Origin of the sequence: Spirillospora sp. NPDC048824, assembly GCF_043198455.1 — a bacterium.
Lineage (GTDB): Bacteria > Actinomycetota > Actinomycetes > Streptosporangiales > Streptosporangiaceae > Spirillospora.
In genome coordinates this window covers 20,262-43,031 of sequence record NZ_JBICUS010000033.1, presented here as the reverse complement: position 1 = coordinate 43,031, position 22,770 = coordinate 20,262, and the positions used below count along the sequence as shown (strand labels likewise).

General features: G+C 68.7%; 19 protein-coding genes, 1 tRNA gene and 1 pseudogene. 15 read left to right on the top strand and 6 right to left on the bottom strand.

The window, feature by feature from the left end:
• Window positions 1-221: 221 nt before the first annotated feature.
• A complete protein-coding gene (locus ACGFIS_RS36030; protein ID WP_392973855.1) occupies window positions 222-914 on the top strand; it encodes an SUKH-4 family immunity protein in 693 nt (230 codons plus the stop codon).
• A gap of 349 nt (window positions 915-1,263) precedes the next feature.
• Here the strand turns inward: ACGFIS_RS36030 and ACGFIS_RS36025 are convergent, their stop codons facing one another.
• Both ACGFIS_RS36025 and ACGFIS_RS36020 read right to left on the bottom strand, forming a co-directional pair.
• Window positions 1,264-2,424: a helix-turn-helix domain-containing protein gene (locus ACGFIS_RS36025; protein ID WP_392973856.1), complete on the bottom strand. Its 1,161-nt coding sequence runs from the start codon at window positions 2,422-2,424 to the stop codon at window positions 1,264-1,266.
• Window positions 2,414-3,175 (bottom strand): hypothetical protein, encoded by a 762-nt coding sequence (locus ACGFIS_RS36020; RefSeq protein WP_392908291.1) that lies wholly within the window; start codon window positions 3,173-3,175, stop codon window positions 2,414-2,416. The genes ACGFIS_RS36025 and ACGFIS_RS36020 overlap by 11 nt, the downstream gene beginning before the upstream one ends.
• A gap of 1,213 nt (window positions 3,176-4,388) precedes the next feature.
• On the opposite strand from ACGFIS_RS36020, the gene ACGFIS_RS36015 reads away from it, so the two are divergent.
• Window positions 4,389-5,333: a hypothetical protein gene (locus ACGFIS_RS36015; protein ID WP_392908294.1), complete on the top strand. Its 945-nt coding sequence runs from the start codon at window positions 4,389-4,391 to the stop codon at window positions 5,331-5,333.
• 34 nt (window positions 5,334-5,367) lie between these two features.
• Here ACGFIS_RS36015 and ACGFIS_RS36010 read toward each other — a convergent pair whose 3' ends face one another.
• Together ACGFIS_RS36010 and ACGFIS_RS36005 are read right to left on the bottom strand one after the other, a co-directional pair.
• Window positions 5,368-6,690, bottom strand: coding sequence for a hypothetical protein (locus ACGFIS_RS36010; RefSeq protein ID WP_392908297.1), 1,323 nt, complete (start codon window positions 6,688-6,690; stop codon window positions 5,368-5,370).
• A gap of 678 nt (window positions 6,691-7,368) precedes the next feature.
• A tRNA-Arg gene (locus ACGFIS_RS36005) sits at window positions 7,369-7,440 on the bottom strand.
• A gap of 127 nt (window positions 7,441-7,567) precedes the next feature.
• Between ACGFIS_RS36005 and ACGFIS_RS36000 the strand changes: the two genes are divergently transcribed.
• From ACGFIS_RS36000 to rho, 7 genes are all read left to right on the top strand, one after another.
• A complete protein-coding gene (locus ACGFIS_RS36000; protein ID WP_392908831.1) occupies window positions 7,568-7,930 on the top strand; it encodes a response regulator transcription factor in 363 nt (120 codons plus the stop codon).
• Window positions 7,931-7,951: 21 nt separating this feature from the next.
• On the top strand, window positions 7,952-8,638 hold the full coding sequence (locus ACGFIS_RS35995) for a DALR anticodon-binding domain-containing protein (RefSeq protein WP_392908299.1): 687 nt from the start codon (window positions 7,952-7,954) through the stop codon (window positions 8,636-8,638).
• Window positions 8,635-10,026, top strand: coding sequence for a diaminopimelate decarboxylase (lysA, locus tag ACGFIS_RS35990; RefSeq protein ID WP_392973854.1), 1,392 nt, complete (start codon window positions 8,635-8,637; stop codon window positions 10,024-10,026). The genes ACGFIS_RS35995 and lysA overlap by 4 nt, the downstream gene beginning before the upstream one ends.
• Window positions 10,023-11,327: a homoserine dehydrogenase gene (locus ACGFIS_RS35985; RefSeq protein WP_392908305.1), complete on the top strand. Its 1,305-nt coding sequence runs from the start codon at window positions 10,023-10,025 to the stop codon at window positions 11,325-11,327. The genes lysA and ACGFIS_RS35985 overlap by 4 nt, the downstream gene beginning before the upstream one ends.
• Before the next feature lie 49 nt (window positions 11,328-11,376).
• The gene (gene thrC, locus ACGFIS_RS35980; RefSeq protein WP_392908307.1) at window positions 11,377-12,444 is read left to right on the top strand and encodes a threonine synthase; all 1,068 of its coding nucleotides are present in this window, start codon (window positions 11,377-11,379) and stop codon (window positions 12,442-12,444) included.
• Complete coding sequence (gene thrB, locus ACGFIS_RS35975) at window positions 12,407-13,369, top strand: homoserine kinase (RefSeq protein ID WP_392908309.1); 963 nt, start codon at window positions 12,407-12,409, stop codon at window positions 13,367-13,369. The genes thrC and thrB overlap by 38 nt, the downstream gene beginning before the upstream one ends.
• Window positions 13,370-13,840: 471 nt before the next feature.
• The gene (gene rho, locus ACGFIS_RS35970; RefSeq protein WP_392973853.1) at window positions 13,841-15,946 is read left to right on the top strand and encodes a transcription termination factor Rho; all 2,106 of its coding nucleotides are present in this window, start codon (window positions 13,841-13,843) and stop codon (window positions 15,944-15,946) included.
• A 230-nt stretch (window positions 15,947-16,176) separates the two neighbouring features.
• Here the strand turns inward: rho and ACGFIS_RS35965 are convergent.
• Together ACGFIS_RS35965 and ACGFIS_RS35960 are read right to left on the bottom strand one after the other, a co-directional pair.
• Window positions 16,177-16,383 (bottom strand): annotated as a pseudogene (locus ACGFIS_RS35965) (FCD domain-containing protein); the annotation flags it as partial.
• A complete protein-coding gene (locus ACGFIS_RS35960; RefSeq protein ID WP_392908314.1) occupies window positions 16,364-16,831 on the bottom strand; it encodes a hypothetical protein in 468 nt (155 codons plus the stop codon). The pseudogene ACGFIS_RS35965 and the gene ACGFIS_RS35960, both read right to left, overlap by 20 nt.
• 217 nt (window positions 16,832-17,048) lie before the next feature.
• On the opposite strand from ACGFIS_RS35960, the gene ACGFIS_RS35955 reads away from it, so the two are divergent.
• From ACGFIS_RS35955 to ACGFIS_RS35930, 6 genes are all read left to right on the top strand, one after another.
• Entirely contained in the window at window positions 17,049-18,455 is a 1,407-nt protein-coding gene (locus ACGFIS_RS35955) for a sensor histidine kinase (RefSeq protein WP_392908316.1), read from the top strand.
• A gap of 59 nt (window positions 18,456-18,514) precedes the next feature.
• Window positions 18,515-19,165, top strand: coding sequence for a response regulator (locus ACGFIS_RS35950; RefSeq protein WP_392908319.1), 651 nt, complete (start codon window positions 18,515-18,517; stop codon window positions 19,163-19,165).
• A 329-nt stretch (window positions 19,166-19,494) separates the two neighbouring features.
• Window positions 19,495-19,713, top strand: coding sequence for a 50S ribosomal protein L31 (rpmE, locus tag ACGFIS_RS35945; RefSeq protein WP_121434040.1), 219 nt, complete (start codon window positions 19,495-19,497; stop codon window positions 19,711-19,713).
• 123 nt (window positions 19,714-19,836) lie between these two features.
• On the top strand, window positions 19,837-20,901 hold the full coding sequence (gene prfA, locus ACGFIS_RS35940) for a peptide chain release factor 1 (protein WP_392908322.1): 1,065 nt from the start codon (window positions 19,837-19,839) through the stop codon (window positions 20,899-20,901).
• Complete coding sequence (prmC, locus tag ACGFIS_RS35935) at window positions 20,898-21,758, top strand: peptide chain release factor N(5)-glutamine methyltransferase (protein ID WP_392908325.1); 861 nt, start codon at window positions 20,898-20,900, stop codon at window positions 21,756-21,758. Before prfA ends, prmC begins: the two co-directional genes overlap by 4 nt.
• Window positions 21,759-21,830: 72 nt before the next feature.
• Window positions 21,831-22,748, top strand: a complete 918-nt coding sequence (locus ACGFIS_RS35930) for an L-threonylcarbamoyladenylate synthase (protein ID WP_392908328.1) — start codon at window positions 21,831-21,833, stop codon at window positions 22,746-22,748.
• Window positions 22,749-22,770 lie beyond the last annotated feature (22 nt).

Below are 22,770 nucleotides of genomic sequence, written 5' to 3'. Positions count from 1 at the left end.
AGAGTACGAAGAAAGGTTTCGTGACGACCATGCAGCTGCTAGGCTAATGGCAGTCGGACACGCGAGATAGTCTCCAAAATCGCCGGGGCGTACCAGGTAGCCGACAGCGCTCGCGGAGGCACTGTAGGGACCTGAAGGCATAGGAGGAGTTTCTACCGGACTCAAACCCCGTGTCTAGGCGTGTCCCCCAAGATTGAACCACGTCTGCAACCCAACAGCGCATGCCGCTGAGTGACCCGCCCTGGAGTCTCTGGCTAGCAATACACGTCCACTCATGCCGCAGTCCGCGTGGCTCTGCCGATGGTCGGATGATGGCAACTGCGGGACAGCGGTGCCTGAACCCGTACCTGGATAGCCTCAGTGGTGTGCCTGTTGGTGATCTCCCAGTGCCTCCTGCGTTCGACGCGGTTACCTCCTGGGCCGGCGCGGGGCGGGTAGTGCGTGCCGTCGAATCCGACGTGGCGACCTGGCGGCTTCCCGAGCCGCAGAAGGCGGCTCTGGTCTCCTGTGGCGTACCGCTGATCGATGATCTGGTGGACGCGGTGTCGTTCAACGCGGAGCCGACGATGTACTGGTTGGCGCGCATCGACGACGACGTACTCGACGTGGCCTGGAAGTACGGCGCCGTGCCGGGGCGTGGCAAGGTGCTGCAAGTAGGGTCGTCGGACGGCAGTGCGAGGTTCGTCAACTCGACGATCAACCACTGGCTGTGTTCGCTGCACTTGGTCGGCAATTGGCTGACCGGCTCGACCGTCATCGGCCACTGGGACGAAGATGAACGGGCCGAAGAGGAGGCACTGGCGGAACTCGCCGACCTGTCGGAGCAGATCAGGGCGCTCGACCCGCCCGCCTTCGGGGATGGCGACCACGAGACTCACCTCTGGCCCGCGGTGCTGGACCGATGGCTCTACTGATCGACGTAGGGATCCTCTTCTGCCGCCAGTCGGGTGATCGGGAGCGATCTTGAAGACCTATCTCAGGGCCAGGTGCTGCCCTCCTGCCGTGTCCAGGGTGCTGGTACCGGCTATCCGGTGACGCGGGGACAGCCCGGCGCTGGTGGCGATCAGCGGAGCGTGCCGCCGATTCGGCGAGGACGTGGCGTACCGTTCGTGCTCGGGGTTGTACGGTCGGCCGCCACTAACTTAGTCCAGGGTGAGGACGGAATCTTGTGGAAACTTCTCGTCGCCACCACCGACTGATCGCATGCCCATCCAATGGGGATTTCGCCAAGGTGACCGTTGGCCATAAGAGCAGCGTGGAGCGCTACACGAGTCGGAGCGTGGGTCGGGTGTCGGGCATTCCGAGGAGTTCGCGAACGTGGTTGGGGTGCCAGCAGAGTTCGTGAGCGAGTTTGCGGATGGTGAGGCCGGTCTCTTGTTCGGCGAGCTCGTACGCCTGTCGGAGCATCACTGGCTGCTCTCCGGGATAGTGAGCGACGGGCTCGGGAGCGAATCCTGGTTGGTGTCGGAGTGCGCGGAGGCGTTGGTAGGCGCGGCTGGTGGTGGCGTCTGAGATCAAACCAAGCTCTCTGCATCTGTAGATCAAGGAGTCGACGGAGACGCCCCAGGTGCCGGACAGTGTCGCGAGCTGAGCGAGATCGAGGCGTGAAGGTAGGAGCGGCAGGATGCTCTTGCGGGGGGTGAGGAATTCGGCAGCAAACGCGTCGGCTTCACGTTCCTGCTGCTGGTCACCTCTAGAGGTGGCGTGCAGAACGAGGTGGCCGAGTTCGTGTGCCCCGCTGAATCGGTAGCGGTACACGTCGTCAGTGCGGTTGGTGGTCAAGACGATCAGCGGGCGGGGCAGCCCGGCATTGGCGAACGCGTCCACTTTCGTAGCGACCCTGTTCTCCTGTGGCGCCACGACCACGATGCCGTGACCCTCAAGTTGCCGGGTCAGGTGTCGGACCGGTCCATCGCCGAGACCCCAGATCATTCGGAGTTCTCGGGCGGCTCCTGCGGGGTCGCCGGGCAGATCCGTGCCAGGGTGGACTTCTCCTCCTGCGAAGCCCGGTAGATCGACCAGCGGGAGCTGGACTCGTCGTTCCAGCGCGTGGGTCAGCTCCCAGATCTGCTCAGCGAACACAAGGGCACGGTCGCGTTGCGCTCCCGAAGTGGAGCGCAACGCGCGGAAATGAGCCATGGACAAGTCGACGGGGGCCATGGGGCGTCCTGCAGCGAAGAACTGAACCGGGACATCGAGTGTCTCGGCCAGGCGAGGAAGCACATCAGGTCGGGGCCTGGTGCTGCCGGTCTCGTACTGGCCGACTGCGGCTGGCGAGACCCCGATCCCCTCGGCGACCTGCTTCTTGGTCATGCCAGCCAGCCGACGAGCCTGAGTGAGTCGTGGAGCGTAGAACGCTTCCCACACCGCCTTGGGCGTGATGGCCGTATCGGTCCCTGGGATTGGCGGCTGATCAGTCTTCATCTCTCTCAACGGCGTCGGCTTGATCGTCTTCAGATTCTGTCCTCGGAGGTACCTTGCCATGCCGATCAGCTTCCGAACGAGCCGACATGGTGATTGAAGGTACGTCTCCTGAGGAGAAGCCGTCCTGGTCAGACCCCTGCTGCGCTGCCTCGCTCAAGGTGATGGGCGCAGTGGCCAGCTCGGAGCACTCAGTGATCCAGCGCATGTGCCCCGCCTCATCCAGCAGAGTCGCCTGACCCCACCAGGCCCGTTGGAGACCGGACAGGTTCATGGCGTAGGGGATGAGGACAAGCGAGGGTCGCGGGGCACGCAGAGCGAGCTCGGCGAGCGTCCGGCGCAGCTCAATGCCCGGAACCTCCATGCCCTCGAAGGTGTCCTCCACCCACTGGCCCTGCTGTGGTTCAGTGAGCTTGAAGAGCTCTCGGATGACACGGGAGAGCTTCGGCTTCGGCCACCGGTCGCCGGGCTCGGCGCCCTTCTTGAGGTCGATCTGGTACGGGTACAGGAGCACGTTGTGGACGAGTGCCAGCTCGTAGAAGACGCCGTCCACCGACACCTGCTCAGTGCCTTCGATGTCCAGAGCGACGATCTGCTCGACGAGCCGCTCGAACTGGTTGGTCATCCGGGAACTACCGGCGGTGAACTTCTTGCTGGAGCGGCCTGCCGTATGGCTGTCGCGCATCGCTTCCTGAGTCTCAGCGAGCGCGGCTTCGATCGCTACCCGAATCGCGCTGGCGTCCTCGCCGAACAAGTCTACAGCCCAGGCCGGTTCTGAAGCGTCCACTTTTACTGCCCCTCTTCACTCGGCGCGAGGTCTGAGTGTATCCCAATCGCTTCAGTCGATCACACAAAACTTGCATTATTGCTTCATCGGTGCCGACGTCGGCCTGGCTCGGATATCTGGGTACCTCAGTGCCGCTCGCTGCCGCCGGGGGTATGCGGTCGCCGGCCTCGGGTTCGGCAACGAACCATGAAGACCGTCAGGCCGGGCGAGCGGCCCGAGCAGCTGACCACCGCCGAGCGCGAAGAGCTCAAGCGGGTGCGCAAAGAGAACAGCGAGCTGAAGCGGCCAACGAGATCTTGAAGGCCGCCTCCGCGCTCCGAGGCGTGGAGCAAGCGGAGCCAGGCAAGACGGGGTGGCGCGGTGACGGCCACGCCGAGGGTCCTGCCGTTGTGTCCCCAGGCTTCGGCGGCTCGGCGTGCTCGGGTGCAGTTGAGCCTGGTGGTCGCTGCGGTGAAGGCGGTGCGCACCCGTTCACGGGTGTTGAGGCCACTGCCGCGAGCGCGGCGGCCGCCGGGGTGGAGCCGGGGCCGATGAAGTCGGCCAGGTCGGCGTTGATCGGGTTGGTGAGCGCACCGCCACTCAGGGGTGCTGATGCCCAGACTTCCGCGCCCGCCTCGTCGGCTCGGTGATGGGGCCGACGCCGCGGAGGGCTTGGGCGAGAGCCGCGATCTGGACGAGGTCACCGGGAGCTGGATCTCCCGTTCGGCGAAGCGAGTTCCTGAGCTGTCATCAGCGAGTTGCCTGTCGTGAGCCTTCGCGCCGCCGCCTCGACCACTCGCCGCTCGGCGCCGGACAACCGTTGGGTAAGCCCGGGAGGCCCGGCGCCCCGTGGCCGCTCGGCACCGGGAGCTACGCTCTGCGAGCCAAGGCCAACGAAGACCGTGATCGGTTGCTATTGAGGGGCGCGGGCAGGCATGCCCTTGGCCGAGACATGCGCTGATGGCAGGCGACAGGGCAACCTTGACATCACCTGATTGAAGGACTTGTGCCAACCGGTACCTATGCCGATTACGCGTTTCAGTCACCGGGTCTCACGGCGGAGGCTACTCTCTTGAGTTGCCTCAGCGAGATGAGAAAACGCGCATAGCGCCAGAAACCTCGCAATGATTGCGTGGTTGAGCATGAATCCGGGAGGAAGTGTCCTATGGCGGCTGGTCCATCGCAGGATTCCATGATCAAGATGTCTGACGAGCACCTCGATCAAGTGCTGGCCGATCTGGCGGTGGTCGTTGAGCAGTTCAGAGCTGAGTACCTGGAGGTGGACTCGCTCGCCGAGCGGTTGGACGACGAGGCCGAGCGACGGTTGGAAGAGCGCGTTGCCAACAGGATGGCAGGTACCACTGATATTACGGCCATCCCTCTTCCGCAGGATACGCTCCTTTCGTTGCGGTGCAAACTGGCTCAAGAAAGTTCCCGGCAACATCGCGAGGCGTTCCGTGGCCTCGTCGCCTGGTGGGCAGACGCAGCCATGATCGCTGTTCTGTTCACCGCTCATGGCCGGAAGCCTAATGCCGTTCGCGTTGCTGCAGGCGATCCCTATTCGTGGTTGACAGATGAAGATATGAAGCATCTTCCCAAAATCCCTGAGCACGACCGCAATCTTGCCGAGTTGGGGATGGTTCTCGCCGACGGGCCAGCCCTCCCCGGTGATCCGCGTTCTGAGGATTTCGCGGCGAAGACACAGGAGCACATCGAGAGCCTTGGCCTAACGGTCCAGACGGGACCAGGCGGAGAGCCGACACTTGTTGAGGACGGTTTCCCCGAAGCACGCCGACGTCGGCTTTGGGGCCGCGACTGGCAGGAACATCGCATGCCGCTGCTAGTGGAAACCACAGAGCTTACAGAGTTCCTCACGCAGCGCGGGGTTCCAACGGAGACTGTCGATGCGATCTCGAAAGTATCTACCTCCGTCGAAGCAGTGCGCGAGACCAAGATCAGAATTGCCAAGCTGGAGGCCCAGCTTCAAGAGGAGGAACTCAGCGGAGACGCGGAAAAAGCGGCCATGACTGAAATCGATCAGTCGTTGTCTGCGTCAGACGCCACGGCTGATCGCCTTATCGACTACGCGCAGACCCTCACAGCGAGCCTTCCGGCCATACGCGGATCCAGATCCGAACGAGCGTGACTGGGGTGATTGCCGCCGATTTCAGAGCAGCTGCCTATCGGGCAACTTTCCTAAGCGCTTGTTTGGCCAGATGTCGATTGTCAACGCTGTTCCACCAAGGGTGGCCGTTGAGCTCTTCAACCAGCCGTAGGCGCTCCCGTCGGGCAGTCGAGAGTTCAGATTCCTGACGTGCGGTGATCTCTGCGCGGCCATCTGCGATATCGGCGGACCGCGGGAGGGCTCCAGAGATTCGTTCGCACTGCTCATCAGCTAGTTGATAAGCGCCCTGTGCGGCTATGAGATCGCCGGGTATGTAGTATCCATCCATCTCCCGAGTCGTGGTGAATTGCGTCAAGGGCGGCTCAGAGATCCAGTCAGAGGCGTCGATCGGATCGCCGTTGTCACGAGGGCGGGCAAGTTCGACACGGATTCCGGCGTCCTCCCCGTAGTAACACGCGGGGTCGCGCGCCTTCGGGACGGGCGCAGGGCCCTCGCGCCCCAGCGCTTTGCCTTGGCTGGCTCCTGGCGATGCCTCTGGGCGGCCTTGGAGGAACTCTTCTTTGTCCGCGGGGGTGACCCACATGTGCCACCCGCGTCGGCCGTCGGAGCGCTCGAAGTAGAGCGGAACGAGTTCGCCGGCGGCCGTCCGGTAGATCACATCGTCGTAGTACAAGCCAGCGGTTGCTTCCCACACACCATGGCGGCCGCCGCAGCGTCCACGACCCTGGTTCGGGCACGGCTGAGGGTTGCTCCAGTCGCAGGTCATCAGGCGAAGCGTCTTCACGCCGCCGCGCACGGGGAGCGCTTCGCGGCTGCCGATGTCTCTCCAGTTGAAGACGCTCAACCGCGCCCAGGGTGCACGGTCAATGGGGATCGCGTTCTCATCGTTGACCAGCCACAACGGGATCAGCGCGTCCGCGTGGGCGACACGGGTCCGCTTGTCCACCGAGCCGCCGGCGATGGCGGACAGTTGGATCTCGTAGCCGATCTCTTTACCCTTGTCGCCTTTGACGACCACATCGGTGCGCCGGCGGCCATGCCTGGGCCGATCCTCTACATGGGCGGTGAAGCCTTCACGGTCGGCGGTCCTCGCCGTGTACTCCTTGAGAGCCTTATGAAGATCGCTCTCGTTCTTCGTCTTCCTGAGTTCGCCGATGTTGACATGCATCGCGTGCGGACACCCATTGAGCTTCCGGATCGTCATGAACCCGGGACACGCGCGACCACCATGTTCATATGCGTCAACGCAGTACAGCAAGTCAGGCATGTAGTTGCGGTACAGCTCATCGAGGAGACCTGGGCGGTCGGGATGCCCCAGATCGTCTTCGGTGAGGTTGAGCTCGATGCCGTAGCCCCGATGGAAAACGGTATGGGTCACACCTCCACAATAGGTACAACCCCTGACATTTCAATGAGACGCTGCGACGTGGCGTGTGCGCGACGCCCTGTGCGTCAGCACCGGCATGTGGATACCCGACATTGATCACGCCCGATGAAGATCAACTGGGGCCGCGGTGCTGGAGGAAAATGCGCGGGTCAAATGCCGGCGGCTTGACCGGTTCCACCGTGAAACCTCGGTTCGCGATGGTGACGAAGGAGCGGCTTCCTGCCAGCCGGAACCGCAGGACATGGTGAATCCCTTCAGCTGGAGACCTTCGAGTCCACCGGTGACACCGACGCCGATCGTGAGTACAGGCAGTCCGTCCAACGTCGATTCGCCGAGTTGACGGCCACCCGGCGCGCTAAGCAAGGCGAACTCGACCAACTCAACGCCGAAAACCCTCCAGCCGGTGACGACGCCGATCTGCTCGGCTCCATCCCACAGCTGCCGCTCAAACTTTCAGAGCTACCCGAGGAACTGGAGCGACGACTTCTCGACGCCTTCCAGTTGCAGATCCGCTACAACCGGACCCGCCACGAAGCCACGTTCCGTGTGACCGTGCGAGAAGATACGCTGAAGATGCTCACCAGAGCCACAGAGAGCGTCACAGAGCGAGGATCTGAAATGCCGAGGGATCACGACCAACAGCGAGACCGGTCGTTCCCATCTTCTGGGTGCCCCCTGCAGGATTCGAACCTGCGCACACGGCTCCGGAGGCCGTTGCTCTATCCCCTGAGCTAAGGGGGCCCTGCGCCCTCGGGCGGCGCGGTAGAAGGTTACCAGGGTTGGCAGGGTGACGCGCACGTGGGCGTTCGCCGTGCGTGTGGGGTGGGAGTGGGCTAACTTCGAGGCCGTGACCGAGCCACTGGGACGCGTGCTGGTCGTCGATGACGACGAGGTGATCCGCCAGCTCATCGCCGTGAACCTGCAACTGGAGGGGTTCGAGGTGGCGACCGCGGTGGACGGCCAGGACTGCCTGGAGAAGGTGGCGGACGTCAGCCCGGACGTGATCACGCTTGATGTGATGATGCCGCGGCTGGACGGATGGGTCACCGCGATCAGGTTGCGGGAGGATCCCGGGACGGCGCACATCCGGGTCGTGATGATCACCGCCAGGGCGCAGGAGCATGATGTGCGGCGGGGGCATGAGATCGGTGTGGACGCCTACGTGACCAAGCCGTTCGACCCGAACCAGCTGATCCAGACGGTGCGGAAGCTCGCCACTGTGTCCAGATAATGGTCGGATAGTCTCACCAGGGTGACTCCAGGCGATGTCGGTGATGCCCTTGTGCGCGCGGTGCGGGACGCCGTGGCGCAGGGTGAGCTTGATGTTCGGGTGCCTGAGAGTGTGGTCGTTTTCAGCCGGGGTCCCGGAGTTTACGAGAGTCCCGTGGCGCTGAAGCTCGGGGTTGATCCGGGGGTCATCGCGCGCCGTGCCGGGGGTGTCGTGACAGGGCGCGGGTTCGTGCGGGTCGTGGTTCCAGCGGCCGACGTGGTGGAGGCCGTTGCCAGGTTTCGCGGTGGGCCGGTGCCCGAGGGTGGATGGAACGAGTGGCCCCGGACGTTTGAGAATCCGGGGTTTTCGGTGCGTTATGCCTATGCGCGGGCTTGCTGGGTGGGGCGCTGGGCTTCTGAGCTTGGGGTCTGGGCAGAGCGTCCTCGGGATTTCGCGCCTGAGGAGCTTGAGCTTGTGGGGACGTTGGGGGACGTGCCGGGGCGCGCCGCACAGGCGGAGCGGGAACGGGATGCAAGGCCGCTGATGTTTTGTTTGGAGAGAGTGGCCGGGGCGTACCACGACGTCCATGAGCGGTGTCCTGCCGTGCCCAGGGGTGATGAGGAGCCCGGGACGGTGCATGCCGGGCGGGTGGGCTTGGCGGAGGCCGTGAAGGTCGTCCTCGGCAACGGGCTGAACGTTATTGGTGAGACCCCTAGAGAGCGGATATGAGTCGAGTACATCCAGCTGGGCCCCTGCACGCTGACGTTTTGCCGGAGGACCATCCGGTGGGGCCTGCGGACGATCTGAATGCGCTGGAGCCAACGGTCTGGCCGCGCAGCGCCAAGCGGGACGGGGGCGTTCTCACCGTCGGTGGTGTCGACGTCCGGGATCTCGCGCGGGAGTACGGGACGCCTCTTTTCGTCTATGACGAGGAGGACGTGCGGAGCCGGGCCAGGGAGTATGCGGCGGCGTTCCATGACGGGGACGTGCACTACGCGGGCAAGGCGTTTCTGTGTGCGGCCGTGGCGAAGTGGCTGAACGAGGAGGGGCTCGGGCTCGATGTGTGCAGTGGCGGCGAGCTTGCCATTGCATTGGCGGCCGGGTTCCCCACGGAGCGCATCACGTTGCATGGAAGCAACAAGGCGTCCTGGGAGATTGAGAAGGCCCTCGAGGTAGGGGTTGGGCGGATCGTGCTCGATTCGTTCGAGGAGATCGCCCGCGTGGGGTACATCGCCCGGGAGAAGGGCGTCCGGGCCAAGGTGATGGTGCGCGTCACCACGGGTGTTGAGGCGCACACCCATGAGTTCATCGCGACCGCCCATGACGACCAGAAGTTCGGGTTCTCCAGGAATTCCGGGGCCGCCCTTGAGGCCGTGCGCCGGGTGCTGGGGCTGAAGCAACTTGAACTGGTGGGGCTGCACAGCCATATCGGGTCGCAGATCTTCGAGGTGGACGCGTTCGAGGTGGCCGCGCACCGGCTGGCCGGGCTGCTGGTGGCCATCCGGGACGAGCACGGGGTCCAGCTTCCGGAGCTGGACCTCGGCGGCGGGTACGGGATCGCGTACGTGCCGGGGGAGGAGCCCCATGACCCGAAGTCGATCGCGGACGCGTTGCGGGACATTGTGGTGCGCGAGTGCCGGGCGTACGGGCTGACGGTGCCGCGGCTGACGGTGGAGCCGGGGCGGGCGATCGTGGGTCCCGCGGGCGTCACGCTGTACGAGGTCGGGACGGTGAAGGACGTCGAGGGCCTGCGCACGTACGTCTCGGTGGACGGGGGGATGAGCGACAACCTGCGGACGGCCCTGTACGGCGCCGAGTACACCGGGGTGCTGGCCAGCAGGTCGTCTGAGGCACCGCCCATGCTCAGTAGGCTTGTCGGCAAGCACTGCGAAAGCGGCGACATTGTGGTGCGTGACCTGTGGTTCCCCAAAGATCTTGCGGCGGGGGACCTGGTGGCGGTCGCCGCGACCGGTGCGTACTGTCGATCGATGGCCAGTAACTACAACTTCGTCCCGAAGCCGGCCGTGGTGGCGGTGCGGGACGGCAGGTCACGCGTGATCGTCCGCCGGGAGAGCGCGGAGGACCTGTTGCGGCTCGATGCGGAGGTCGAAGCGTGAAACCCGGACTGCGCGTGGCCCTGCTCGGATGCGGGGTGGTCGGCACGGAGGTCGTCCGGCTGCTGAACGAGCAGGCGGACGACCTGGCCGCGCGTGTCGGGACGCCGCTGGAGCTGGCGGGGATCGCGGTGCGGCGGCCCGACCGGGTGCGCGAGGGCATCGGCCGAGAGCTGCTGACGACGGATGCGCAGGGCCTGGTGACGAGGGACGACGTCGACATCGTCATCGAGGTGATCGGCGGTATCGAGCCGGCCAGGACGCTGATGCTGGAGGCGATGAAGGCCGGCAAGTCGGTCATCACGGCGAACAAGGCGCTGCTGGCCGAGGACGGGGCGACGCTGTTCGCGGCGGCGAGGGAGTACGGCGCCGACCTGTACTACGAGGCGTCCGTGGCGGGGGCGATCCCGCTGCTGCGGCCGTTGCGGGAGTCTCTGGTCGGCGACCACGTGCATCGGGTGCTCGGCATCGTGAACGGCACCACGAACTACGTCCTCGACCAGATGGACACGCATGGTGCGGGGTTCAACGAGGCGCTCGAAGAGGCGCAGGCGCTGGGTTACGCGGAGGCCGACCCGACGGCCGATGTGGAGGGTTTCGACGCGGCGGCCAAGGCGGCGATCCTGGCGCAGCTCGCCTTCCACACTCCGGTGACGGCCGCGGACGTTCACCGGGAGGGCATCACCGAGGTGAGCGCCGCGGACGTGGCGGGCGCCCAGGGGATGGACTGCGTCGTCAAGCTTCTCGCCATCTGCGAGCGGGTTCCTTCGGAGGACGGCCGCAACGGCCGTGGCGTGTCGGTTCGCGTGTATCCGGCGATGATTCCGCGGTCGCATCCGCTGGCGAGCGTCCGCGAGGCGTACAACGCGGTGTTCGTGGAGGCGGAGTCGGCCGGTTCGCTGATGTTCTATGGCGCGGGTGCCGGTGGAGCGCCGACGGCGTCGGCGATTCTCGGTGACCTGGTCGCGGTGGCGCGGAACGTCGCCGGCGGTACGCCCGGACCGGTCGAAGTGACGTACGCCAAGCTTCCGGTACTGCCGATGGGCGAGACGGTCACGCGCTACTACATCCAGGTGGACGTGACCGACGAGGCCGGTGTCCTGGCCACGGTCGCCGAGGAGTTCGCCAGGCACGGCGTCTCGATCCAGGCCGTCCGGCAGGTCGGGCTGGGCGAGGAGGCGCAACTCGTCGTCGTGACGCACCGGGCACCGGACGCGGCGTTGTCGGCGACGGTGGCGGGGCTCCGCGGGCTCGACATCGTCCGCGAGGTGGCGAGCGTCATGCGCGTCGAGGGCGAGGAGTGAGCGACCGGTAGAATCCGGTCAACATCGCAGGTCATCCGAGGAGATCGACTTGAATCCGAACGCCCGCGCGTGGCGTGGCCTTATCGAGGAATACCGCGACCGGCTTCCGGTGACGGACGCGACGCCGGTCGTCACGCTGCTGGAGGGCGCTACCCCGCTCCTGCCCGCCGGCCGCCTGTCCCAGCTGACCGGCTGCGAGGTGTTCCTCAAGGTGGAGGGCGCCAACCCGACCGGGTCGTTCAAGGACCGCGGGATGACGCTGGCGATCAGCAAGGCCGCCGAGGACGGCGCCAAGGCGGTGATCTGCGCCTCGACCGGCAACACGTCCGCGTCCGCCGCCGCCTACGCGGTGCGTGCCGGGATGACCTGCGCGGTCCTCGTCCCCAACGGCAAGATCGCGATGGGGAAGCTGGCGCAGGCGCTCGTGCACGGGGCCCGGCTGCTGCAGGTCGACGGCAACTTCGACGACTGTCTCGAACTGGCGCGGAAACTGTCGGTCGACTACCCGGTCGCGCTCGTCAACTCGGTCAACAAGTACCGGCTGCAGGGCCAGAAGACGGCGGCGTTCGAGATCGTCGACGCGCTCGGCGACGCCCCCGACGTCCACTGCCTGCCCGTCGGGAACGCCGGCAACATCTCCGCGTACTGGATGGGGTACAAGGAGTACGCCGCAGACAAGGAGGCGTCCAGGACGCCGCGCATGCTCGGTTTCCAGGCGAGCGGGGCCGCGCCGTTCGTGAAGGGCGAACCCGTCCTGAAGCCGCAGACCATCGCCACCGCGATCAGGATCGGCAACCCCGCGTCCTGGGATCTCGCCATCGCCGCGCGGGACGAGTCCGGCGGCGCCATCGCGTCCGTGACCGACAGGCAGATTCTGGCCGCCTACAGGCTTCTCGCCAGGGAAGAGGGGGTCTTCGTCGAGCCCGCCTCTGCGGCGAGTGTCGCGGGCCTTCTGCAGGCGAGTGAGCAGGGTGGTGTCGAGCCCGGTTCCAAGGTCGTCTGCACGGTGACGGGCAACGGCCTCAAGGACCCCGACTGGGCCATCTCCGGTGCGCCTGCCCCGACCATCATCAAGGTCGATGCGCACTCCGCCGCGTCCGAGCTCGGTCTCACCTGAGGTGGGCTGGACGGAAGGGCCGGTGCTCGTCCGGGCCCCGGCCACCAGCGCCAACCTGGGCCCCGGGTTCGACTCGCTCGGCCTCGCGCTGAGCCTGCACGACGACGTCGAGGTCGAGGTGACCGGCGGTGGGCTGTCCATCGAGGTGGACGGCGAAGGGGCGGAGACCGCCGACCGGGGCGAGCGGCACCTCATCGTCAGGACGCTGCACCGCACCTTCGGCGTGCTGGACGAACTGGCCGGATCCGGTCCCGGCCGGCCGCCGGGGCTCCGGTTGCGATGCCGCAACCGGATCCCGCACAGCCGCGGGCTCGGCTCGTCGTCCGCCGCGACCGTCGCCGGGATCGTCGCCGCCCGCGCGCTGCACCCCGCGGGCAAGCTGCTCGACGACGACGCGGTGCTGCGTCTGGCCACCGAGACCGAGGGGCACCCCGACAACGTCGCGCCGTGCCTCGCCGGCGGTCTGACCATCGCCTGGACGACGCCGGGCGGCCCGCGGCTCGTGCGCCTGGAATCGCAGGTCAAGCAGGTCGTGGCGTTCATTCCCGAGCAGCGGCTGGCGACCGAGCGGGCGCGGGGGCTGCTGCCGGGGACCGTCCCGCACCGCGACGCCGCCGCCAACGCGGGACGCGCCGCGCTGCTCATCGCGGCGCTCACCGGCGGGCTGGACGCCGGCGTCCTGCTGGACGCGACGGAGGACCGGCTGCACCAGGACTACCGCGCTCCCGCGATGCCGGAGTCCGCCGCACTGGTCAGGAGCCTGCGCGCGGCGGGAGTGCCGGCGGTGATTTCCGGGGCGGGTCCTACTGTCCTGGCCTTCACAAGCGCATCACAAGTTGATTCGATGGCTCTCGGAGTGGGTAATGGGTGGCTCAAGCACCCATTGGACGTCGCGACCCGCGGCGCACGCGTCCTGACCGGATGATCGGGGTTCCGGTCCTGATGGCGGCACCGGGGGCGGGGCCCGTCGCGGCCCCCGCCCGGCTCAGGTCCCGGCATGATCCCGCTAGGTAAAATGCGAAGACATCGACCTCTGGGGAATAGCAGTGCGGCCTGGTGATGTTAGGCTGAATGCCGCACCAGATGCCCCGTTCGGGGCAGCGTGCTCGTCAGCCGCGCGTCGCCTGTCCGGCCCTCCGGCCGTATCGGTCCCGCGTACAAGGCTTCCCGACACCGTGACAACCCGTTGTCCGGCATTCCAGCGAAACTTCGGACGTGGCGGTACCGGGAACACGCACGAGCGAACCGTTCCGTCCACCATCTGGCTGCGCCCAGAACACGCAGATCCCGGCCCCACCGTGATCAGCGGAGCCCGTTCCGGCGCCCCCGCCGGGCCGCAACATCGGGTCGACTGGCCGGAAACCGGCCAACGCCCGCGCCCTGGGAAGGACCCTTAGTGAGCGAATCCAGCGAACTCCTTACGGACGCATCAAGCACGGGACCCGCCGACGCCGCACCGGCCGGCGCGGAGTCCGCCACCCCCCGGCGCCGCCGGTCGGGCACCGGCCTGTCGGCCATGGTGCTGCCCGAGCTCAAGGCGCTCGCGTCCAGCCTCGGCATCACCGGTGTGACCGGGATGCGCAAGAGCCAGCTCATTGCCGCCATCCAGGAGAAGCAGGGCGGTCAGCAGCAGGGCTCGGCGGGGGGCGAGCAGGGAGCCGCTGCCTCGGTGAAGTCCGAGCGTCCCCGGCGCAGCCGGACCGCCGCGGCCAAGCACGAGGTGTCCGACGACCAGGTGACGATCGGCGAGGGCGAGCAGGCGCCCGCCGCCAAGCCGGCCGACGCGCAGGCCCCGGCCGCGGCGCAGGCCCCGGCAGACAAGCAGGCGGACGCGCAGGCGGACAGGACCGCCGAGAAGCCGGCCGACAAGCCCGAGAAGCAGGACCGGGCCGAGCGGCAGGGCGGCGGCCGGCAGCGGAACGACAGGCAGGATCGCGGGGGCCTCGAAGGACGCGGCGAGCGCGGTGAGCGGCAGGGCCGCGACCGTGACCAGGGCCGCGAGCAGAACGCCGAGGACGGCGAATCCCAGGGCGGACGCGACGGCGGCAGGGACGGGCGCGAGAACCGCGACGGCGGCCGTGACGGCCGTGAGGGGCGCGAGGGCGGCGGACGCCAGCGGCAGCGCGGCGGCCGGGAGCGCGGCGAGCGGGGCGAGCGGGGCGACCGCGGCGAGCGGGGCGACCAGGGCGGCGGCCGCCAGCGCGGCCAGAACCAGGGCGGCCAGGGCGGCCAGCACGGTCAGGGCGGCCAGGGCGGCCAGCACGACGATGACGACGGCGGCGGCAGGGGCCGGCGCGGGCGCCGGTTCCGCGAGCGCAACCGGGGCCGCGGCCGCGAGCGCTACGAGGAGCCGGTGATCACCGAGGACGACGTCCTGATCCCGGTCGCGGGCATCCTCGACATCCTCGACAACTACGCGTTCGTCCGCACCACCGGTTACCTGCCGGGCCCGAACGACGTGTACGTGTCGCTGGCGCAGGTCCGCAAGAACGGGCTGCGCAAGGGCGACGTCATCACCGGTGCGGTGCGGCAGGCCCGCGAGGGCGAGCGGCGCGAGAAGTTCAACGCGCTGGTGCGCCTCGACACCGTCAACGGGATGGAGCCCGACCAGGCCAAGGGCCGCGTCGACTTCAGCAAGCTGACTCCGCTGTACCCGCAGGAGCGGCTGCGGCTGGAGACCGACGCGGGCATCCTGACGACCCGGATCATCGACCTGGTGTCGCCGATCGGCAAGGGGCAGCGCGGCCTGATCGTGTCGCCGCCCAAGGCCGGCAAGACGATGGTGCTGCAGGCGATCGCCAACGCGATCACCAAGAACAACCCGGAGTGCCACCTGATGGTCGTCCTCGTGGACGAGCGTCCGGAAGAGGTCACCGACATGCAGCGGACGGTGAAGGGCGAGGTCATCCACTCGACCTTCGACCGTCCCGCCGAGGACCACACCACGGTCGCCGAGCTGGCGATCGAGCGCGCCAAGCGGCTCGTCGAGCTGGGCCACGACGTCGTCGTGCTGCTCGACTCGATCACCCGTCTGGGCCGCGCCTACAACCTGGCGGCGCCCGCGTCCGGACGCATCCTGTCCGGTGGTGTCGACTCGACGGCCCTGTACCCGCCCAAGCGGTTCTTCGGCGCCGCGCGCAACATCGAGAACGGCGGCTCGCTGACCATTCTCGCGACCGCGCTGGTGGAGACCGGGTCCCGGATGGACGAGGTCATCTTCGAGGAGTTCAAGGGCACCGGCAACATGGAGCTGAAGCTCAACCGGAGCCTGGCCGACAAGCGGATCTTCCCCGCGGTGGACGTGGACGCGTCCAGCACCCGCAAGGAGGAGATCCTCATGGCTCCGGAGGAGCTGCGGGTCGTGTGGCAGCTGCGCCGGGTGCTGCACGCGCTCGACACGCAGCAGGCGCTGGAGCTCCTCATCGAGAAGATGAAGGAGACCAAGTCCAACGCCGAGTTCCTGCTCCAGGTGCAGAAGACCACGGTCTCCGACGACCGCTGACCGAGAAGCCGCAGACGCCCCCGTCCGGATCGTTCCGGCGGGGGCGTCGGCGTTCCCGGGGCGAGCGCGTCAGTCGTCCTCGACGGCCCCCGTCGTGGCCACGTGCAGCGGGACCCCCGCGGCGCCGTAGCCTGGTCGGGCCGGCGGCCGGTCAGATGGACGACCGCCTTCTCCAGGTGGGTGCGCATCCGCTCCACCGCGTCGTCCATCGACCCCTCGGTGATGGCCGACAAGACCTCACGGTGCTCGCGGCCGAGCGCGGCCGGCGATGCCCACGCCGGCCGCAGCTGGGCGACGCACAGCCGGATCTCTCCGTCCAACGCCTGGTAGAGGCGGCTGAGCCGCTTACTGCCGACCGCCTCGACCAGCGCATTGTGGAACGCGCGGTCCGCCTCCACCACGTCGCTCCGGTGCGCCTCATGCGGCAGCTCCTCCATCTGCCGGGTGGCCTCCTCCGCCGCGGGGATCACCACCATCCGGCCGACAAGGGCCCGCACCGTCTGGCAGAGAGCCGCCGCGCCAGTCGTACTGGAGCCGGTGCAGACGGTCGCTTCCGTCGCCGGTGGACACCGGGTGACCGGCAGCGGAGGCCACGGGCAGTCGCCGGTCCAGCCAGGCGCGGCGTACGCCGGGCGCCCCGGTGATGTTCAGCTGACGCGGGGACGCGGCAACGTGCACGATCCGCCACGCCGGGATGTCGAGCCTGGCCAGCGCCTGGTCGACCAGGCTGGCGGATCCGCAGTCGTGGACATCGCGGCGTGTGAAGACGGCGGCGAACGCGCCGTCGAGGGGACGCAACGCCACGTGGACGAGTTCCGGATCCTCGTCCGAGGCGACCACCAGCCGGAACCCGGCGCGCGCGGCGAGTGCCACGGCGGGCGCCACGTCCGGATGCGGCCGGCAGGTGTGGAGGGCCTCGAAGCGCCGGCGCAGGTGGCAATGCCGACGATCGCCAGCCGATACCGGCCGATGCGGCGATCGGACGCGGTTCCGCCGGGGGTGGGGATAGCCCTACCTCCCATTGGGCGGTGGCCGTCATGTCGCCCGTCCCTCCCGCTCGGCAGGCTTGGACCGTAGGTTGGAACGGGTACGGAGGGACGACGTGGGCGAGCTGAGCAGCAGGGACCCCGGCGGCGGGGGCGCGACCGCGGGCGGCGCCGCCGCGCGGTGGGCGGCGGCGCGATGGGCCGCGGTGATGCAGGTCGGCGGGGACACGGCGGCGACCGTCGCGAACACCCCGTGGACTCCGCTCGCCATGGCGAAGTCGTCGCTGACATGGCGGTCGGCGATCTATCTGGCCGCGAGCATGGCGTTCGGGCTCGCCTGCTTCATCGCGCTGGCCGTGGGGCTGTCGCTGTCCCTCGGCCTGCTGATCATCTGGGTGGGCCTGCCGATGCTGGCGCTGATGATGATCGCGTGGCGGTGCGCCGCGATACTGGAACGGCAGTTCGTCCGCGCGGCGTTCGGCGTGCGCATCCCGAGCCCGTACCGGCGGCTGCCGAAGGGACGCAACCCGCTGGCCAAGCTGAAGGGGATGGCGTCCGACCCCGCGACCTGGAAGGACCTGCTCTACCTCGCCGTCCTGTTCCCCATCACGCTGGTGGAGTTCGTCGTGTCGGTGACGGTGTGGGCCGCGACGGGGATGCTGCTGGCGATGCCGGTCATCGTGGCGTTGGACGGCGGCGCCGAGGTGAGCGTCGGGTTCGTCTCGTACTGGGCCGGCAATCCGCTGGAGGCGCTGCCGTTGTCGGTGGGCGGGCTGGTGTTCCTCGTCCTGGCGATGTACGTGACGCGGACCATGGCGATCGGGCATTCCGCGTGGGCGCGGCTGATGCTCGGCCCGAGCCCCTCGCAGACCGAGAACCTGGAGCTGCGCAAGCGCACGGAGCATCTGCGGGCGAGCCGTGCCCGCGGGGTGGACGCGGCGGAGTTCGAGCGCCGCCGCATCGAGCGCGACCTGCACGACGGCGCCCAGCAGCGGCTGCTGGCGGTGGCGATGGACATCGGGCGCGCCCGCGCCAAGCTCGACGACGACCCGGAGGGCGCGCGGGCGCTGATCGAGCAGGCCCACTCGGGTACCCGGGAGGCGATCTCCGAGCTGCGCGACCTGGCCCGCGGGATCTACCCGGCGATCCTCACCGACCGCGGCCTGGACCCGGCGCTGTCGGGGCTGGCGGGCCGCGCCCCGGTGCCCGTCGAGGTGGACGTCGACCTGCCGGAACGCCCCCCGGCGGCGGTGGAGAGCATCGCCTACTTCATCGTGGCGGAGTCGCTGGCGAACATCGCCAAGTACGCCCGCGCGACCCGCGCGTCCGTCCGCGTCGTCCGCGAGGACCGCTGGGTGGTCGTCGAGGTGATCGACAACGGGATGGGCGGCGCGGTCGCGCGCCCCGACGGCGGTCTGGCGGGGCTGGCCGACCGGGCGGCCACGATCGACGGAATGCTCATCGTGGACAGCCCGGCCGGCGGTCCCACGATCATCCGCGCCGACCTTCCCTGCACCTGGTAGCCCGCGCCGGATGGCCTGCGGTGGCCCGCCACGGCCGCCGCAGGCCCGATAATGGGTGGATGCGGGTAGTGATCGCCGAGGATTCGGTGCTGTTGCGCGAAGGGCTCGTCCGGCTGCTCGGCGACGCCGGGATCGATACGGTGGCGACGGTCGGTGACGGTCCCGGGCTCCTGGGGATCGTCGAAGAGCACGACCCGGACCTCGCGATCGTGGACGTCCGGATGCCCCCGTCGTTCACCGACGAGGGGCTGCGCGCCGCCCTCGCCGTCCGGGAGCGCAGGCCGGGCACGCCGATCCTCGTCCTGTCGCAGTACGTGGAGGAGCGGTACGCGACCGACCTGATCGGCGGCGGTGCCGAGGGCGTCGGCTACCTGCTGAAGGAGCGCGTGTCGGACATCGCCGAGTTCATCGACGCGGTGCGCCGCATCGCCGGCGGCGGGACGGTCATCGACCCCGAGGTGATCGGCCAGCTGCTGGGGCGGCGGCGCATCGGGGACCCGCTGGAGGCGCTGACCCCGCGTGAGCGGGAGGTGCTGGGGCTGATGGCGCAGGGACGGTCGAACGGCGCCATCGCGGCGGACCTCGTCGTCACCGAGGGCGCCGTGGAGAAGCACATCTCCAACATCTTCATGAAGCTGGACCTGCAGCTCGCGCAGGGTGGGCACCGGCGGGTCATGGCCGTCCTCGCCTACCTGGGCCGCGGCGGCTGACCGCCGACCACGGGCCGCCGACCACGGGCCGCTGACCACGGGCCGCTGAGCGCCCGTGACCGGGGACGTTCCGCGCGCGCGTGCGTCCCCGGCGGGATCGGGAATGCCCGGTGACCTCGCCACGTTCAGGTATCTGGCACACTTGGAGCGAGTCGTTCTCATCCGGGGTGTTCCGGCGGCCCGGCACCGCCGACCCAGCCGAGGATGAGGACGGTTCGCGCAACCGCTGCGGTACCGGTTCACGTCTCCTGCATCATTCATGGCCCTGTCGGGCGTGATCGGCCATGTGACCCCGGGGCGCCCGGCGACCGCCAGAAGCGAGGAGAACAATGAAGCCTGACATTCACCCGAACTACGTCGTCACGACCGTGACGTGTACGTGCGGCAACACCTTCGAGACCCGCAGCACCGCCGAGAACGGCGTGATCCACGCGGACGTGTGCTCGAACTGCCACCCGTTCTACACGGGCAAGCAGAAGATCCTCGACACCGGTGGCCGGGTCGCGCGCTTCGAGCAGCGCTTCGGCAAGAAGAAGGCCGACAAGTAGCGCGAGCGCCGCACACAGCGACCAGGGACGGCCCGGGGACACCTCGAAAGGTCCCCGGGCCGTCCGAAGTCGGTTTCCGGAAGCCGCCGTGGCCCCGGGGGCCGGGACGGGCCAGGACACAGCGTGAATCTCGACGATCTGATCAGCGAATACGCGGGCATCGAGGAACGGCTCGCCGACCCGTCCGTCCATGGTGACCAGAACCTGGCCCGCAAGCTGGGCAAGCGCTACGCGGAACTGCGGCCGATCGTCGAGACCCACCGGGACCTGGCGTCGACGGAGGACGACCTCGCCACCGCGCGTGAACTGGCCGGGGAGGACGAGGCGTTCGCCGCCGAGGCCGTCGAGCTGGAGAAGCGCCGGGAGGGGCTGGAGGAGCGGCTGCGGCATCTTCTCGTCCCGCGCGACCCGAACGACGCCAAGGACGTCATCCTCGAGGTGAAGGCGGGCGAAGGCGGTGAGGAGTCCGCGCTGTTCGCCGGTGACCTCCTGCGCATGTACCTGCGGTACGCCGAACGCGTCGGCTGGAAGACCGAGATCATCGACTCCCACCTGTCCGACCTGGGCGGGTACAAGGGCGTGACGGTCGCGGTGAAGGCCAGGGGCGCCCAGGAGGAGGGCGTCTGGACGCGGCTCAAGTTCGAGGGCGGAGTGCACCGCGTGCAGCGCGTCCCCGCGACCGAGTCCCAGGGACGCATCCACACGAGCGCCGTCGGCGTGCTGGTGACGCCCGAGGCCGAGGACGTCGACGTCCAGATCGACCCGAACGACCTGCGCATCGACGTGTACCGCTCGTCCGGCCCCGGCGGGCAGAGCGTGAACACCACCGACTCCGCCGTCCGCATCACGCACCTGCCGTCCGGTGCCGTCGTCTCGTGCCAGAACGAGAAGAGCCAGCTGCAGAACAAGGAGCAGGCGCTGCGCATCCTGCGGTCGCGGCTGCTGGCGATGGCGCAGGAAGAGGCCGACGCGGCCGCCGCGGCCGAGCGCAAGAGCCAGGTCCGGACGGTGGACCGGTCCGAGCGGGTGCGCACCTACAACTATCCGGAGAACCGGATCTCCGACCACCGGGTCGGCTACAAGGCCTACAACCTCGACCAGGTGCTGGACGGCGATCTCCACAACGTCACGCAGGCGCTCGTCGACGCCGAGATGGAACGCCGACTGGCCGAAGCACAAGGATCATGAATCTGCTGCTCGACGAGATCGCCAGGGCGACGGCACGGCTCGCGGACGCGGGCGCGGCGTCCCCGCGCGCCGACGCCGAGGAGCTGGCGGCGGCGGTGCACCGGGTGCGGCGCACGGAGCTGCACGGCGTCCCCGACAGCGCGTTCGACGCCCGGTTCTGGGAGTTCGTCGCGCGCCGTGAGGCGGGGGAGCCGCTGCAGCACATCACCGGGCGTGCGTTCTTCCGCTACCTGGAGCTGAAGGTCGGGCCCGGCGTGTTCGTCCCGCGCCCGGAGACCGAGGTCATGGTCGGCTGGGCACTGGAGACGCTGCGTGACATGGACGTCCGCGACCCCCTCGTCGTCGACCTCGGCACGGGCTCGGCGGCGATCGCGCTGTCGATCGCGCTGGAGGCGCCTCGCGCGCGCGTGCACGCGGTGGAGAAGGACCCGACCGCGTTCGTGCACGCCACCCGCAACATCGAGGAGCTGGACGAGCGGGGCCGCGTCCGGCTGCACCTGGACGACTTCGCCTCCGCGCTCAAGGAGCTGGACGGCACCGTCGACCTCGTCGTCAGCAACCCCCCGTACATTCCGATGAGCGAGTGGGAGTACGTGCCGCGCGACGTCCGCGACCACGATCCCGCCGACGCGCTGTGGGGCGGCGGGGACGACGGCCTGGATGCGATCCGCGTGGTGGAGCGCACCGCCCGCCGGCTGCTGCGTCCCGGCGGCTACGTCGCCGTCGAGCACAGCGACCTGCAGGGCAACGGCGTCTACTGGATCCTCGCGGAGGAGTACGGCTGGCGGGACGTCCGCAACCGCCGCGACCTGACCAACCGGGACCGCTTCGTCACGGCGCGGCTGGCGGCGGAGTGACGCGCCGCGCGGCCGTTATCCTTGGCGGTGCCATACCCGATGAGCGCCGCGAAGACAGGAAGACGGGCGACCGTGAGCCGACGTTATGACTGCGCCGATCCGAAGCAGCGCACCCGCGGGATCGAGGAGGCCGTGGCGGCCGTACGGCGCGGCGAGCTGATCGTCATGCCGACCGACACGGTGTACGGCGTCGCAGCGGACGCGTTCACCGCGCCCGCGGTCACGGCGCTGCTGGACGCCAAGGGGCGCGGGCGGGAGATGCCGCCGCCGGTCCTGGTCGGGTCGGTGCGGGCGGCGACGGCGCTGGTGGAGGACCTCGGCACCTACGGGCAGGACCTCATCGACGAGTTCTGGCCCGGCGCGCTGACGCTGGTGTGCCGCGCGAACCGGAACCTCATGTGGGACCTCGGCGACACCAAGGGGACCGTCGCGGTGCGGATGCCGATGCACGAGCTGGCAGTGGAGCTGCTGAAGGAGACCGGTCCGCTGGCCGTCAGCAGCGCGAACCTCAGCGGGCAGACCCCGGCCCGCACCGCCGACGACGCGGAGAAGATGCTCGGCGACTCGGTCTCGGTGTATCTGGCCGGCGGAGCGACCGGGCACGCCGCCCCGTCGACGATCGTGGATCTGACCGGCGCCGTCCCGCGGCTGTTGCGGGCGGGCGCCGTTCCCGAGGACCGGATCCGCGCGGTGGTCGGCGTACTGCTGACCGACGAGGACGACCCGGACGGCACGGACGAGCCCGGCGAGGTCACGGCGGACGCCGAGCCCGCAGGGGCCGTGCCGGCGTTGGACATGGCCAAGCCTTCCCTGACGAAGGGGGAGGAGCCGGAAGCCCCGGACGCGGCGGCTGAGCCCGCCCCCGAGCCCGTCGCCGAGCCCGCCGGGCCCGCCGACGGGACGGTCTCCGCCGGGGCCGCCGAGGCCGGCGCGGACGTGAAGCCGTCGCTCACCAAAGAGTCGCTCACCGAAGGCGAGGAGCAGGCGTAGAACGGGGACCGCGCCCGGCCGG